12 protein-coding genes are annotated in these 15334 nt (G+C 43.2%); 4 read left to right on the forward strand and 8 right to left on the reverse strand.

Annotated elements, in window-relative coordinates:
- Positions 1-166: 166 nt before the first annotated feature.
- The gene (gene ilvD, locus FTU72_RS15000; RefSeq protein WP_081402678.1) at positions 167-1996 is read right to left on the reverse strand and encodes a dihydroxy-acid dehydratase; all 1830 of its coding nucleotides are present in this window, start codon (positions 1994-1996) and stop codon (positions 167-169) included.
- Between the two features lie 407 nt (positions 1997-2403).
- Here ilvD and fmt point away from each other — a divergent pair, with 407 nt between their 5' ends.
- Both fmt and rsmB read left to right on the forward strand, forming a co-directional pair.
- Complete coding sequence (gene fmt, locus FTU72_RS15005; RefSeq protein ID WP_004780397.1) at positions 2404-3366, forward strand: methionyl-tRNA formyltransferase; 963 nt, start codon at positions 2404-2406, stop codon at positions 3364-3366.
- Positions 3363-4667, forward strand: a complete 1305-nt coding sequence (gene rsmB, locus FTU72_RS15010; protein WP_180053077.1) for a 16S rRNA (cytosine(967)-C(5))-methyltransferase RsmB — start codon at positions 3363-3365, stop codon at positions 4665-4667. The genes fmt and rsmB overlap by 4 nt, the downstream gene beginning before the upstream one ends.
- Before the next feature lie 62 nt (positions 4668-4729).
- On the opposite strand, the gene zupT is transcribed toward rsmB, so the two are convergent.
- From zupT to FTU72_RS15030, 4 genes are all read right to left on the reverse strand, one after another.
- Positions 4730-5545 (reverse strand): zinc transporter ZupT, encoded by an 816-nt coding sequence (gene zupT / locus FTU72_RS15015; RefSeq protein ID WP_180032000.1) that lies wholly within the window; start codon positions 5543-5545, stop codon positions 4730-4732.
- Between the two features lie 83 nt (positions 5546-5628).
- Positions 5629-5739, reverse strand: a complete 111-nt coding sequence (locus FTU72_RS15020; RefSeq protein WP_004780392.1) for a methionine/alanine import family NSS transporter small subunit — start codon at positions 5737-5739, stop codon at positions 5629-5631.
- A 10-nt stretch (positions 5740-5749) separates the two neighbouring features.
- Positions 5750-7225 (reverse strand): sodium-dependent transporter, encoded by a 1476-nt coding sequence (locus FTU72_RS15025; RefSeq protein WP_125279821.1) that lies wholly within the window; start codon positions 7223-7225, stop codon positions 5750-5752.
- A gap of 592 nt (positions 7226-7817) precedes the next feature.
- Positions 7818-9266 (reverse strand): aldehyde dehydrogenase family protein, encoded by a 1449-nt coding sequence (locus FTU72_RS15030; protein WP_180053078.1) that lies wholly within the window; start codon positions 9264-9266, stop codon positions 7818-7820.
- Between the two features lie 130 nt (positions 9267-9396).
- Here FTU72_RS15030 and FTU72_RS15035 point away from each other — a divergent pair, with 130 nt between their 5' ends.
- Positions 9397-10089, forward strand: coding sequence for a TIGR04219 family outer membrane beta-barrel protein (locus FTU72_RS15035; protein ID WP_180053079.1), 693 nt, complete (start codon positions 9397-9399; stop codon positions 10087-10089).
- Between the two features lie 350 nt (positions 10090-10439).
- Positions 10440-10991 (forward strand): type 1 glutamine amidotransferase domain-containing protein, encoded by a 552-nt coding sequence (locus FTU72_RS15040; RefSeq protein ID WP_179992893.1) that lies wholly within the window; start codon positions 10440-10442, stop codon positions 10989-10991.
- A 59-nt stretch (positions 10992-11050) separates the two neighbouring features.
- Here the strand turns inward: FTU72_RS15040 and FTU72_RS15045 are convergent, their stop codons facing one another.
- The 3 genes from FTU72_RS15045 to FTU72_RS15055 all read right to left on the reverse strand — a co-directional run bounded on the left by FTU72_RS15045 (position 11051) and on the right by FTU72_RS15055 (position 14929).
- Positions 11051-11374: an ankyrin repeat domain-containing protein gene (locus FTU72_RS15045; protein ID WP_180004123.1), complete on the reverse strand. Its 324-nt coding sequence runs from the start codon at positions 11372-11374 to the stop codon at positions 11051-11053.
- 474 nt (positions 11375-11848) lie between these two features.
- Entirely contained in the window at positions 11849-13198 is a 1350-nt protein-coding gene (locus FTU72_RS15050; RefSeq protein ID WP_180004121.1) for an aromatic acid/H+ symport family MFS transporter, read from the reverse strand.
- 366 nt (positions 13199-13564) lie between these two features.
- Positions 13565-14929 (reverse strand): MFS transporter, encoded by a 1365-nt coding sequence (locus FTU72_RS15055; protein ID WP_034171560.1) that lies wholly within the window; start codon positions 14927-14929, stop codon positions 13565-13567.
- Positions 14930-15334: the final 405 nt, after the last annotated feature.

Raw genomic sequence — 15334 nt, forward strand, 5'->3', positions numbered from 1 at the left:
AGTGAAGGTAAAGAATGTTGAAGGGTGCAATCTAAATTTTCAGATAAAGTCATAAAAAAATGAGCGTATTTACATACACTCATTTTTACTACATTTTACTAATATTTGCTTAACTGACTGGCATTACCCCATCTGGAGTGCTTTTTTGCGCTATAAAATTTACAGCTTAGATTTCACGTACCGCTCCTTTTGCAGCACTTGTGGTATGCATGGCATAAGCTTTCAAAGCTTTAGAAATCTTACGTGGACGGTCTTCTACTGGATGCCAGCCTTTTTCATCTTGAGCAGCACGACGAGCGGCCATAGTCGCATCATCCACAGCTAGGTGAATGGTACGGTTTGGAATATCGATTTCGATACGGTCGCCATCTTCAACCAGACCAATAGCACCACCTTCAGCCGCTTCCGGAGAAACGTGACCAATCGACAGACCTGAAGAACCACCAGAGAAACGGCCGTCAGTCAGAAGTGCGCACTCTTTACCAAGACCTTTAGATTTCAGGTAGCTGGTTGGGTACAGCATTTCCTGCATACCAGGGCCACCACGTGGACCTTCGTAACGAATCACAACTACATCACCTGCTGTGATTTTACCACCCAGAATCGCGTCTACCGCAGAATCCTGGCTTTCAAATACACGTGCAGTCCCGTTAAATTTCAGGATTGATTCATCTACACCGGCAGTTTTGACGATACAGCCATCAAGTGCGATGTTGCCATAAAGTACAGCCAGACCACCGTCTTTAGAGAAAGCATGTTCTGCATTACGGATCACACCATTTTCACGGTCGCCGTCCAGACGTGAGTAGTAACGATCTTGTGAGAATGCAGTTTGAGTCGGTACACCGCCTGGTGCTGATTTAAAGAATTTATATACTTCTTCATCTTCAGTACGGATGATGTCCCATTTATCCAAAGCATCTTTGAGTGTTGCTTCGTGAACCGTACCTACAGAGGTATCTAACAGGCCTGCACGATCCAGTTCACCGAGGATCGACATAATACCGCCGGCACGGTGCACGTCTTCCATATGCACGTCATTCTTCGCAGGAGCAACCTTACAAAGCACTGGTACTTTACGAGACAGACGGTCGATATCATCCATCGTAAAGTCTACACCTGCTTCATTTGCAGCAGCTAACAGGTGAAGTACTGTGTTAGTTGAACCACCCATCGCGATATCCAAAGTCATGGCATTTTCATACGATGCTTTGGTCACCATTGAACGTGGCAAGACGCTGTAATCATCTTGTTCATAATGACGTTTTGCCAGTTCAACAATGAGAGAACCAGCGCGTTCGAACAGTTTTTTACGGTTCGCATGAGTTGCCAAAGTTGAACCGTTACCTGGAAGTGATAGACCCAATGCTTCAGTCAAACAGTTCATTGAGTTCGCAGTGAACATGCCTGAACATGAACCACAGGTTGGGCATGCTGAACGTTCGTATTCCGCAACTTCTTCATCAGTATAGTTATCATCTGCCGCAACGATCATCGCATCGATCAGGTCGATCGCTTTGTCATTACCACGGATTTTTACTTTACCGGCTTCCATCGGACCGCCAGACACGAAGACCACCGGAATGTTCAGACGCATTGCTGCCATCAACATCCCCGGAGTGATCTTGTCACAGTTCGAGATACACACCATGGCATCGGCACAGTGTGCGCTGACCATATATTCTACCGAGTCAGCAATCAGGTCGCGTGAAGGCAGTGAATACAACATACCGTCATGACCCATCGCGATGCCGTCATCTACAGCAATGGTATTGAATTCTTTTGCTACACCGCCTGCCTGTTCAATCTGACGTGCCACGAGCTGGCCTAGATCTTTAAGGTGAACATGACCCGGTACAAACTGGGTGAATGAGTTCACCACTGCAATAATCGGTTTACCGAAGTCTTCATCCTTCATCCCAGTTGCGCGCCATAAGCCACGCGCACCCGCCATGTTTCTTCCGTGTGTCGATGTTTTTGAACGATAGTCAGGCATTTTATATTTCCAACAAAGTTTGAGCTTGAAATGAACCGAAAAAGGTTCACTCTGGCTAGATCATACTGACAATGAGCTTAAATCAGTCGAATGTTAGACCTATCATACTACAAGCCATTGTTTTACAAGATGACCTATTCGTTGTAGATGCAGACAAAAATGTCTATAGAGAGGTCTCGGTGAGCTGACAATAAAAATCTCTTAATAAAGCTACTATACCGCCATCATGGATCGGACAATACAAAACTTTCATGAATAATTTTTAGAATTTGCATGAGTTTTTTTTATATAAAATTTAATTAAAAGTAGGAATCTATAATCGCTGTAACAGTTAAGTGCATTGTAGATTAGGCGGCCATTTGGCTTTTAGCTTATAATAGCTGCCAAGTTTATTTGGAATTTCATGTGTGAAAATCATATTTGCAGGCACACCAGAATTTGCAGCAACTGCATTGGCTGCGCTTCTCAAAACCGATCATGAAATTGTGGCGGTCTATACTCAGCCGGACCGTAAAGCCGGTCGTGGTCAGAAACTTACCGCTTCTGCTGTGAAACAGCTGGCGCTTGAACATGACATTCCGGTATATCAGCCACTTCATTTCAAGTCTTCAACTGAAGAAGGTCTTGCTGCTCAGGCTGAGTTAAAAGCGTTGAATGCTGATGTGATGGTTGTAGCTGCCTATGGTCTGATTTTGCCGCAAGTGGTTCTGGATACGCCTAAATATGGTTGCCTGAATATTCATGGTTCACTGCTGCCACGCTGGCGTGGTGCTGCGCCGATCCAACGTGCAATTGCAACAGGTGATCACGAAACTGGCGTGACCATCATGAAAATGGCTGCCGGGCTGGATACTGGTGACATGATGTATAAAACCTTATGTCCAATTACTGCAGAAGATACCTCAGCCAGCCTGCATGATAAACTGGCTGCTCAAGGTGCTGAAGCAATTGTAGCGGTACTGGAATCTGAAGAAAAATTACAACAGTATTTAGCTGCCCGGGAAGTGCAGGACGAAGAACTTACCGTCTATGCTCATAAGCTGTCTAAGGCAGAAGCCCGAATTGACTGGAGCTGTACTGCCTCTAATATTGACCGTAATATCCGTGCCTTTAATCCTTGGCCAGTCGCTTTTATTCCTCTGGATGAAAATAACAACCTGCGGGTTTGGGGTTCGGTACTCTCAGAAAAAAATGCACACTGTCATGCCGCCGGCACGATTCTGGCAATTGATAAACAGGGTGTGCATGTGGCCTGTGGTGATGAGAAAGCAGTTTGTCTCACTTCACTGCAATGGCCGGGCGGCAAACCGCTCAATCCGGTACAAATTAACCAGACCCAAAAATTACATGTAGGACAATTATTGGCATGAGTCATTCTGAATCAGGCACATCTCACCTTAACTTGCGTGCCCAAGTGATTCGTACCTTACTTGCTGTACAGCAAGGACAATCTCTGGCCAGTATCTTGCCGCTGCATTTAAAGAAAGTGGCCGACCGTGACCGTGCCCTGTTCCATGAACTGGTTTTAGGTACTTTGCGTCAATGGTACGCACTTAAAAGTATTACTCTGCCACTGCTGGTGAAGCCTTTAAATAATGATACGGTCGAAACCTGTCTCTATGTCGGCCTATACCAGTTATTGGAAACCCGAATCGCGCCACACGCTGCCATTTCTGAAACCGTGACTGCAGTAAAGCAACTTGGTTATCAGGCTTTAAGTGGCGTAGTGAATGCCATCCTGCGCCGTGTTTCACGTGAAACATCGGAATTTCAGGCAGCACTGGATCAGGCTCATGGCCTGCCAAGCTGGCTATTTAAACGCCTGAAAAAAGACTGGCCAGAGCAGCTTACTGAGCTGAGTCATGAGTTAAAGCAGATTGCTCCACTGACCCTGCGCGTAAATGAACGTCAGGTTAGCCGCGCAGACTATCTGGAAATTCTGGACGAGCACGAAATTCCTGCCCATGCCTGTACTGTTTCCAAGGTCGGGATTATTCTCGATGCCACTGTACAGGTACCTGACTTACCTGGCTTTGATGTCGGTGGTTTTTCGGTACAGGATGAACATGCCCAGCTCTGCGCTACCTTGTTGCCAAATCTGGATGACAAGTTTGTGATTGATGCCTGTGCAGCACCGGGTGGTAAAACGGCGCATATTCTAGAAAAATATCAGCCGCGTAAACTGATTGCGCTGGATCAGGATGCCAAGCGTTTAACGCGTGTCACTGAGAATCTTGAACGCCTGTTACTGGAAGGCGATCATGTTGAAATTAAAGCCGCAGATGCCATTACTTGGCAGGCACCGGAACAGCCGGACTGTATCGTGCTGGATGCGCCATGTTCAGCCATCGGTGTAATGCGTCGCCATCCAGATATTCGTCTGTTACGTCATTCAACCGATATTACCCAGACGGTAGAGCTGCAAAAGCAGATTCTGGAAAATATGTGGCAGCAACTGAAAGTCGGTGGCACCCTGCTCTATATCACTTGTTCAATTCTTAAAGCGGAAAATGAACAGCAAATGGTCGAATTCTTTAGCAAGCATGCAGATGCTAAGGAAATCAAAATTGAAGCCGATTGGGGTATTGAACAGATCCATGGTCGTCAGCTTCTCCCTAAAACCGGTCAAGGCGATGGCTTCTTCTATTGCCGGATTGAAAAAACTGCTTAAATGATATTGCTAAAAGCAAAGGTAGCTTTGGCTGCCTTTTTTATTATTTTGGTTTGAGCTTCTTATTGTACAAATTTAAAAACCACTAGACTGGTCGCCAGTGCAGCCATACCGCTGACCAGACCATAAACGGTTTCATGACCTTTAGAAAAACGTTTTGCAGTCGGCAAGAGTTCATCCAGTGCCAGATAAACCATCACCCCACCGATAATCCCAAACACCATGCCATAAATGGTATGGCTCATATACGGTGCCAGAATGAAATAGCCCAATGCAGCTCCTAGAGGTTCGGCAAGGCCTGAAACCAGACTAGCCACAAGTGCATAATCTTTACGGCCTGTTGCGCCATAAACCGGTAATGCAATCGCTACACCTTCAGGCACATTATGAATCGCAATGGCAACCGCCAAAGGTGCACCGAGTGCAGGACTTTCCAAAGTTGCAAAAAAAGTGGCCAATCCTTCTGGCAGGTTATGTGCACTAATCGCAAATAACGTCAGTAGTCCTGTTCTTAGTAATTGCGGCTGACTCAGATCCTGTTTCGATTGTGCCTCAATGGTTTCATGCGGATTAGGAACGAATCGATCCAGCAATAAGACCAGTACCACACCCAATAAAAAGGCAAAAGTACCATAAGCAAAACCGGATTTTTCATCAAAAGCCAGGCTAAAAGAACTAATAGATTTATTTAAAATTTCTGTGAGCGAGACATAGATCATTGCTCCCGCAGCAAAGGCCAGTCCGAAGGCTAAAACCCGGTAATTCGGTTTTTTCAAGAACAGCACCAATCCCCCACCCACGAGGGTAGCCAGACCTGCCAAAAATGTCACTGCAAAAGCGGTATAGACTTGTGCATCGGTAACGGGAGCAATTCCCATAAGTCTGCCCATTAAAAAAGTCATTATCACCAAAGATGATAATGACTTTCATTTACAGCAACAATGTGTTTATGTGAAGATTTTTAGTCTTCTGGTTCTTCTGGATTTTTTGCCAGATGCATGACAGCCAGTGCCAGACCACCCCATAATAAAACCATGGAGAAAATCATCATAATCAATGCAGATGTATTCATATTCGTTCTCCTAACTATGACGATCTTTCACTAGACTGAACAGAATGGCACCCAGAATAAAGAATGCAATCGTGCCCCCACCAATCATCCATAGCGTACTTGCAGGATAATCACCATAACCTTCTGCCATGATTGACTTCAGGGTTAAACCCAATGCCGATAATAAAGATAAGGGCGTGATCACAGTCAGCATGAATTTCCAGCTGCCACCCAGTTTCAGACTGGCAAACTCGTTCACATGTGTTTCCAGCTGTTTCATCAATGGACGACGGAACCAGGACAATAAAATAATCGAGAACAGACCACCACCCACAATACCAATGTTGTTAGCGAAGTAGTCAATGATATCGACAAAGGTAATGGCACTATGAGTCGAGAACATCAAGGTGGATACAACTGCTGAACCACCCGCAATAATCGTCACTGACTTGTTCTTTGACCAGCCCAGCTTGTCCTGGAATGCCGCAATTGGCACCTGCAGGATACTCACCATGGAAGTAATACCGGCTACAGTCAATGAACCAAAGAACAGGAAGCCAAACAGGTCACCACCTGCACCTAAGCTAGAAATGATTTTCGGGAAGGCAATAAAGGCCAGACCGATACCACCAGATACCACATCTTCAACTTTTGCACCTGAACTGAACGCCATAAAACCAAGCGCTGCAAAAACTCCAATACCTGCCAGGATTTCAAAAGACGAGTTAGCTAATGCCACCACAACGCCTGAACCGGTCAGGTTAGTTTTACGTTTCAGGTAAGAGGCATAGGTCAACATAATCCCGAAGCCCACTGAGAGTGAGAAGAAGATGTGACCAAACGCAGCCAACCAGACTTTATAATTGGTCATGGCTTCCCAGTTCGGGGTAAAGAAAGCATTTAAGCCATCGACTGCACCCGGTAAACGTACCGCCTGAATCACCAGAATCGTGAATAAAATTACCAGTAATGGCATGAAGATTTTATTCGCCAGTTCCACCCCACGGCGTACCCCACCGTAAAGAATCAGCATCACGGCTGCCCAAACGATCACCAGACCAAAGAACAGTACAGGGACAAAACCGAAAGTTAAGCCCTCACCATTTTGCAGGTAGCTATTGAAGAAAAAGGCTTGTGTATCTGTGCCCCATTGCTGTCCAAAGGAATAAATCATATAGCTGCCGGCCCAAGACAGGACGCTGGCATAATAAATCCCGATGATCAGGGTCACCATGACCTGCCACCAACCCAGAGATTCTGCATTCATGAGTTTTTTATAGGCCATCGGTGGTGCTTTGCGGAACTTATGTCCGACTGCATAATCTAAAAATAATAGAGGTAAACCTGCTGCAAAAATTGCAATCAGATAAGGAATCAGGAATGCCCCGCCGCCATTTTCATAGGCAACGTATGGAAAGCGCCAAATATTCCCCAAACCAACGGCAGAGCCAATGGCTGCAATAATAAATCCTGATCGTGCCGACCAATTCTCTCGAGTATCTGTCATAGAACACCTAAACTTTAAACTTCATTCAATACTGCTTATTATGGTTATGTCGCGAGCACTGAAGAAGCATTTCAATTATTTCGGGTGTTTGAATTAGAGTTATACCTTTTGGGCATCGAATTCTAATATACAAACAGGTCAGCTAGCCGGACAGCTTGCTTAAAGTCTGAGCAGAAAGCCGACCTTGTAGATGGTTCAACAATACTGACTTTTTCAATTTTTTTCTGTAATTTCTGCTTAAAACATTCTTTTTTTATAATCTATTCTTATCAAATGCTCAATAATTCTACGCTGATCCCTTGATTTTATTGGTTATATGTATATAAACTTTTTGGAATATATTGTTTTTAAGTTTTACTACAGTTTTCAAGCAATTTTTCGCTCTTAACTCATCAAGTGTTAAATAGAGATTGAAAAAGTGTTTTTGAATCTTCTTCGCTTATTTTCTTCTGAATAAAAACAGAGCTATGTCTTAATTCATTCAGTCTATATTTTTGCCTATCCTGCTACCTTTTTAAGCGATAAAAAGCAAAATTCCACAACCGACCTGCCTTATGCCGATTGTGGAATAGTACTGATTGATTCGGTCAGCTTAACATTTGATGACAAGCATACGTTCTTCCTGCATGTCACGAATCGCAGACTGAATGCCTTCACGGCCCAGACCAGAATCCTTGACACCGCCATAAGGCATATTATCAACACGGAATGACGGAATATCATTGATAATCACACCGCCGACATGCAGATGATCCCAGGCATACATCATCTTCTGCAGATTCTGGGTATAGATGCCGGCTTGCAGACCAAAACGACTACTATTAATACAGGCAATCCCTGATTCAAAATCGCTATAAGCTTCAATAATGGCGACCGGACCAAACACTTCATTACGGTAAATTTCCAGTTGATGGTCTACCTTTTCCAACAGGATCGGTTCAAACATCGCACCCTTCACTTCACCACCAGTCAGTACATGGGCACCTTGCGCTACGGCATCTTCCATCCAGCGATGCAAACGTTTAGCTTCAGCTTCCTTGATCATTGGCCCTAGCAAAGTTGTTTCCAGATCTGGATCACCGGCTTTCAGATGTTGTAGTTTCTGAACCAGCTTGTCTTTCAGTTCTTCAAAAATATCCTGATGCACCAGAATACGTTGCACACTGATACACACCTGCCCTGCATGACCATAAGCACCACCAATCAGACGATCAATCAGCTGTTCGCTGAGTTCAGTATCTGGCTCAATCATTACTGCGGCATTCCCACCGAGTTCCAGAGTAACTTTTTTGCGGCCGGCGCGGGCTTTCATATCCCAGCCCACGACATCAGAACCGGTAAAGCTCAATAGTTTAAAACGGTCATCTGTAACCAGTACATCTGCAAGATCGCGTGGACACGGCAGAACTGAGAATGCATTCTTCGGTAAATCAGTTTCTGCCAGAATCTCGGCAATTTTTAAGGCTGAAACCGGAGTCAGACTCGCCGGTTTTAATACAAATGGACAACCTGCAGCAATTGCCGGCGCAATTTTGTGTGCAGTCAGATTTAATGGAAAGTTAAATGGACTAATCAGGGAAACGGCGCCAATCGGTACCTGTTTGACCATGCCCTGATAACCGGAAGCTGCGGCAGTGACTGCCAGAGGCAAAATACGGCCCTGATCCATCTGGGTGACCGCATCTGCCGCAATCTGGAAGGTATTGATCAGACGTTCTACTTCTGCACCGGCTGCTTTACGTGGCTTGCCACCTTCCGCAATCAGGATTTCAGTCAGTTCTTCACGGATTTCATTAAACCGCTTCACACAATGCAGCAGAATTTTCTGTTTCTGGAAAGGTTCCAATGCTGCCATTTCTGCTTCTGCCTGAGTCGCAGACTGAATTGCCTTTTCTAAAGTTTCAGCATCTGCCAGCGCGACACGTGCATAAAGCTCCTGACTATATTTATGTTTGACCTCCAGCCATTCACCCGTTTTTACCGGCTGTCCTGCCACATATAATGGATAGTCTTGATGATGTTGTGCTGCTGTCGATCCCATTATTCTGCCCTTCACATTAGCATATACATTTTAGAAATTACCTATATCATGCACTTACTGATTACGTTTAAGAAGATGTATTTAGGTAACAAAATCGCTCAATTTAAAGAAAGCGTAAGGAAAATTAGAAATGCGTACACAATTATTCACTGCATTATTACTAGGATTAGGACTGAGCAGCATAGGCCATGCCGATGTGATTGGTCTTAAAGCAGATGCCAGCTACTGGAATTTTGACGGTTATAGCCAATCTGCCAATGCCAGCAAACAGGACCTGGATCGCCAAGGCACGGCACAACTGTCGGTTGCATTTGAACATCCAGTACCACTACTGCCAAATGCCAAAATCAAATATGTGAATCTGGACAGCAATAGCGAACAAATTACCCCGCTGAATGTTGCTGATATCGAACTCAATAATATCGACTATATTCTGTATTATGAGCTGCTGGATACCATTGTGCATGCTGATATCGGTGCGGGTCTGACTAATCTGGATGGTACAGTCAGAAATCTGAATGCAGGTGTCCTGACTCAGTACGATCTAGATGAATACAGTCCATTACTCTACGCTACAGCTGGGGTAAAACTGCCATTTACTGGCATGAGTGCTAAAGCCGAAGCGGTTTACAGTCACGGTAGCGACATTAAAAAGACTGATGTTCAGGCTGAACTGCAATATGACGTTATTGATAACCTGCTGGTCGATGTAGGGGCTAAAGTCGGCTATCGCATCATGAATATTGATGCCGAACAAAATAATGCGCCAGACTTGGAACTAGAATTTAAAGGTCCTTATATCGGCTTAGACATACACTTCTAAATAATATAATGACTTATGGAAATTAGCCTTAACCCTGTAAGCCGAGACGTACAATGATAGATGTCATCGACGTCTATGCCAGTTTTTAGGTTCAGACTATTCTATAAACATACAGAGCAGGAAGCTCAAATACCTAAAAACAAGAAGAATAAAGCAGTGCACCAGGACGTGAGGTACGACAGGAGTTATACCTAAACACGAGATACGAAAAAAGCCCCAACAGGATGTTGGGGCTTTTTTTATCTATAAATTCTTAGCATTGTTTAACAGTTCCGAGCTAAAAATCCAACATTGTAAGAATCGCCTTGTTGTTAATCTGAAAATCCTCACATTTTTTGGGAACAGCAATCATGGTAAAAAAGGTCCTCTTTATTACTTCAAACCAAGGCGTTGAACATGATGAACTGGTCGAGCCTTTAAATTTTCTAAAATCCAAAGGATTTGAAGTGATTCATGCGGCAGAAAAAAATGAAGAGGTGGCAACAGTAAAAGGCGATACTAAAGCTGCTACCTCATATACGCCTGATACCAGTTTTGATCATGTCACGCTGGATGATTATGATCTCTTGGTTGTTCCTGGTGGCACTGTGAATGCAGATACGCTAAGAATCAATGAATCTGCCCAGAAAATCGTGCAGCATTTTGCTGACCAGCACAAACCAATTGCTGCAATCTGTCATGGGCCATGGGTTCTGATTGACGCACAGCGAATTAAGGATAAAAACCTGACCTCGTATAAGAGCATCAAACTGGATCTGGAAAATGCCGGTGGTAAATGGGTCGATGAACAGGTTCATCGCTGCAATACTGGTGACTGGGTGCTGATTACTTCACGTAATCCGGATGACATTCCTGCTTTCAATGATGCTATCTTAAAAGAACTGGAAGGCGATGCTGCCTAAGTTCAAACTATAAAAAGCCTCCAGATGGAGGCTTTTTTATTTTCTTGATCTTATTTTATTTAAATGCCACCTTTTAGGCTTTTTAGATAAGCCACTACATCTTTATTACCGGCCATTTCTGCCAGTTCCAAAGCGGTATAGGTACTGCGATGATCGACATCTGCGCCTTTGCTCACCAGCAGTTTAACTACTTCCAGATGATCGTTTTCAGCAGCTGCATGTAAGGCACTATAGCCTTCTTCATCGGCTGAATTCACATCCAGACCTTCCTGCAAGGCTTGTTCGACCTGTTCAATATCACCTAAGGATGCCCAGTACACCAGTTCAGGAAGATGCAGTTCATCGTCATCGTCAGGGATTGGGGAGAATGAGTTGAGTTTCATTTTTTTCACTCACAATTAATACTAAATATATAAGTAAATATGTTGCATCAATATTAAAATAATAACTATTCAAAATTTTCCAGAATTTTGTCTAAGTGTTTTGGAAGTTTGATTTCTTTAGGTATAAATTCGTGTGTACCATTATCCAACTTTTTAATAAATACAATTGAATCATCTCGAATGATATTTCTTTCATTTAGGTGTAATAGATCAATTCTAGATTGACCAACTGCAGCGGCAGAAAATATAAAGCCTAGAGAAATTAAAAGAAATCTATTAAACTCAAAGAAATATGAATATTCATAAATAAAGCCGTAAAAAGCAAAAAATTAGCTGAAACCAACTGTCCATGACAGAATTTTTTTTGTGGTATCCATTTATAATTAAATAAAGTTTAAAAATTAAGTTCTTATTTTAAACAATCAAAAAAATAAGAAGCCCCCTTTCAGAGGCTTCTTATTTCAAACTCAAGGTTTAAGCTTTTGCAGGAACGGTATCTGCTGAACCAATCTTTTCAGATTCATCATCATGCATGATCAAAGCAACTGCAATCGCTGTAATCAGTACCGGTAAACCGACTGCCATAAAGTTAAAGTGTGCAGGCAGGTTCATACCGAGTAAGCCACCGATCAGGATCGGGCCAACAATCGCACCCATACGACCAATCGCAGATGACCAGCCAATACCTGTTGAACGTACTGCCAACGGGTAGAATTGTGCAACATAACTGTATAGCAACATTTGCGAACCGATTGACGCTGCACCTGCCAAAAACACCAGGATGTAAAGTAGGAACTGGTTAGATGCAAAGCCCATGGAGCTCATCACAATTGCACCCATCATACCGAGGAACATCAATACCGGTTTCAGGTGGAAACGGTCAGCCAAAATACCACCACCGACAATGCCAACCACTGCACCCACGTTCATCGCCATCATAAACATCAGGCTGTTGTCCATTGAGTAGCCTGCTGCCATCATCAGCTTTGGTAACCAACTGCTCAGCGCATACATGGTTAGTAGACAAGTAAAGAAAGCAACCCAGAACAATAACGTATTTACTGCACGGCCACGACGGAACAGGCTCACCACGTTTGCTGCTTCAGGTACATTTTCCTGTGGCAGTTTAAAGGTTGTATTGTCTGTAACACTTAGATTTGGAGCCAAACGTCGTACAATTTGACGTGCTTTTTCCTGTTTGTTGTCTTTGACGATAAAGGCTAAAGATTCTGGCAGAAATTTCCAGATCACTGGTAATAAGAATAATGGAATACCTGCGATAAAGAACATGATTTGCCAACCAAAACTTGGGGTAAACCATGAACCCAATAAGGCAGCCATCACACCACCTACCGCATAACCACTAAACATAGTAGTTACTAAGGTACTACGCATTTTTTGTGGTGCATATTCAGAGGTTAGTGCCACCAGGTTTGGCATAACACCACCAATGCCCAGACCAGCAAGGAAGCGTAAAATACCAAACTCAGTCGGGTTTGAAGCAAAGCCACCGGCAAAGGTCAGACCACTGAATAATACGATACAGATCATGATGACTTTTTTACGGCCAATTTTATCTGCTAGAGAACCAAAGATCATCGCGCCAAACATCATGCCGGCAAGTGCAGTACTGGCAAGCATTCCCGCTTGAACGGCACTTAAGCCCCAGTCCTGCATTAATAAAGGTAAAACAACACCATTGATTGCTAGATCGTAGCCGTCAAACAAGATAATGAGTAAACACCAAGCAACTACATTGAAGTGAAAAGGCGTAAATTTCGCATTATCGACTACAGAATTTATATCTACTGTTTCCGTTGTCATCGTTCTCATCTCCCATGAGTACTTGTCCATAAAATCCTTTTGAATATCCAGGGGAATATTCAAGTTTTAGCAATATACGCAAGTGAGATTTAGTGCACAATAAGACCAAATGATGGAGCAATTTCAGCCATAAAATAGAAGTTATTTATGTGATTTATCACATTTTCATAAAGCTAAATAATTGAATATTTAGACATTTATTATTCTCATTAAAATGCCTATATAAATAGTCTATAGACCAATGATTTTTTGATTTATTCAATTTTTTATGAATGATTTTTATACTTTGAACAAAAAATCCCTTTCTTATGAAAGGGATCTTTTGACTCAATTAAGATTTATAGCAAGTTGATTGGCAAAAAGTGACTAGGTTTTAATAGAATTCAGCTTCTGTTTCGCCAGTAAGGTCTCAGCATTTCGTTCTGCATTCAGATCTTTACGTACAATCATAGCCACTGAAATCGCGCCGATAATGGCTGGAATCGCAACTGCCAGGAAGTTCATTTTGTGTGGCAGCTCCATACCCAACAGGAATCCAATAATAATTGGACCAACAATTGCCCCTACCCGACCGACTGCAGACGCGCAACCAATACCAGTAGAACGGATTGCCAATGGATAGTACTGAGCCACGAAACTATAGAGCAGAATACTGCTACCAATTGCCGAAGCACCTGCAGCAGCGACCAGCAGATAGATCACAGCTTGTGGAGAGTTAAAGCCTAATCCAACTAATGAAACTGCACCCAACAGGAACATGCCAATAATGACCGGTTTCAGATGGAAACGATCCGCCAGAATACCGCCACCAATGGTTCCAACCACTGCACCAATATTCATGGCCATCAGGAACATTAAGCTGTTACCCAGAGAATAACCCGCTGCCATCATCAGTTTTGGTAACCAGCTACCCAATGCGTAGACCATAAGCAGACACATAAAGAAACAGCACCAGAATAATAAGGTACTCATGCTACGGCCCTGCTTAAATAAAGCGGCAATAGAAGCATCGGGTGCATGCACTTCATTCAGTACAAACTGGGTACTTGCAGTGACATTTTGCTCAGGACTGATCTGTTGAACAATTTTACTAGCTTTTTCATTTTGCTGTTTTTTTACCAGGAAAGTTAAAGATTCCGGTAAATACAAATACAGTATAGGCAGCATCAATAATGGAATACCTGCGATATAGAACATGATTTCCCAACCAAAACTTGGGGTAAACCAGGCACCTAATAACGCCGCCATAATCCCGCCGACTGCATAGCCACTAAACATGGTAGTGACTAAAGTGCTGCGCATTTTTTGTGGCGCATATTCAGAAGTTAATGCGACCAGATTCGGCAATACACCGCCAATACCTAAGCCCGCAATAAAACGTAGGATGCCAAATTCAGTCGGACCAGAGGCAAAACCGCCCCAGAACGTAAATCCACTGAATAAGGTCACACAAATCAGGATGACATTTTTTCGTCCAATTTTATCTGCCAGCATACCGAAGAGCATGGCACCAAACATCATGCCGGCCAGAGCGGTACTTGCAAGCATTCCGGCCTGAACTGCCGTCATATTCCATTCTTGCATCAGTAGGGGTAAAGCAACACCGTTGATTGCCAGATCATAACCGTCAAAAATAACGACAAATACGCACCAAAGTACGATCTTTAAATGAAAAGGTTTAAACTTTGCTTCATCCACTACAGCATTCACATTCACTGTTGTTGCTGTCATTTTTCCTCACCTCCAATTGTGAGCTTTTTTATTCTATGAAAAAATGAACGTTCATTCACTTTTGTATATAAAATGGATGATTCTTTAAACCTTGTCTACTGCAAAACTTACCAAGTTAGATGTTTTTAATAAAATTTAGGCTAAAGTCGTAGATTGAATAATTTTTAGACAGACCAATAAGAAAATAAGGCGAAGTTAATTAATTATACTTTTCACGTTATTTATATTTTTATTATCTAGGTACAATTAGGAGGTTATTTACTTCTTTTTCTAGAAACCCCACGCATAAAAAAAGCCCCCTGCGTGAGCAGAGGGCTTTTGGAATAATGAGCTGGCGATGACTTACTCTCACATGGGAGACCCCACACTACCATCAGCGCTAAGAGGTTTCACTTCTGAGTTCGG

Source organism: Acinetobacter sp. YH12137 (assembly GCF_013418535.1).
Taxonomy (GTDB): Bacteria; Pseudomonadota; Gammaproteobacteria; order Pseudomonadales; family Moraxellaceae; genus Acinetobacter.

Bases quoted from the DNA above. Each gene is read 5' to 3' on its own strand.
- FTU72_RS15055 (WP_034171560.1), bottom strand. From the start codon at position 14,929: ATGACAGCAACAACAGTGAATGTGAATGCTGTAGTGGATGAAGCAAAG.
- FTU72_RS15050 (WP_180004121.1), bottom strand. From the start codon at position 13,198: ATGACAACGGAAACAGTAGATATAAATTCTGTAGTCGATAATGCGAAA.
- FTU72_RS15035 (WP_180053079.1), top strand. From the start codon at position 9,397: ATGCGTACACAATTATTCACTGCATTATTACTAGGATTAGGACTGAGC.
- FTU72_RS15045 (WP_180004123.1), bottom strand. From the start codon at position 11,374: ATGAAACTCAACTCATTCTCCCCAATCCCTGACGATGACGATGAACTG.
- FTU72_RS15020 (WP_004780392.1), bottom strand. From the start codon at position 5,739: ATGAATACATCTGCATTGATTATGATGATTTTCTCCATGGTTTTATTA.
- FTU72_RS15030 (WP_180053078.1), bottom strand. From the start codon at position 9,266: ATGGGATCGACAGCAGCACAACATCATCAAGACTATCCATTATATGTG.
- FTU72_RS15025 (WP_125279821.1), bottom strand. From the start codon at position 7,225: ATGACAGATACTCGAGAGAATTGGTCGGCACGATCAGGATTTATTATT.
- rsmB (WP_180053077.1), top strand. From the start codon at position 3,363: ATGAGTCATTCTGAATCAGGCACATCTCACCTTAACTTGCGTGCCCAA.
- FTU72_RS15040 (WP_179992893.1), top strand. From the start codon at position 10,440: ATGGTAAAAAAGGTCCTCTTTATTACTTCAAACCAAGGCGTTGAACAT.
- ilvD (WP_081402678.1), bottom strand. From the start codon at position 1,996: ATGCCTGACTATCGTTCAAAAACATCGACACACGGAAGAAACATGGCG.
- zupT (WP_180032000.1), bottom strand. From the start codon at position 5,545: ATGGGAATTGCTCCCGTTACCGATGCACAAGTCTATACCGCTTTTGCA.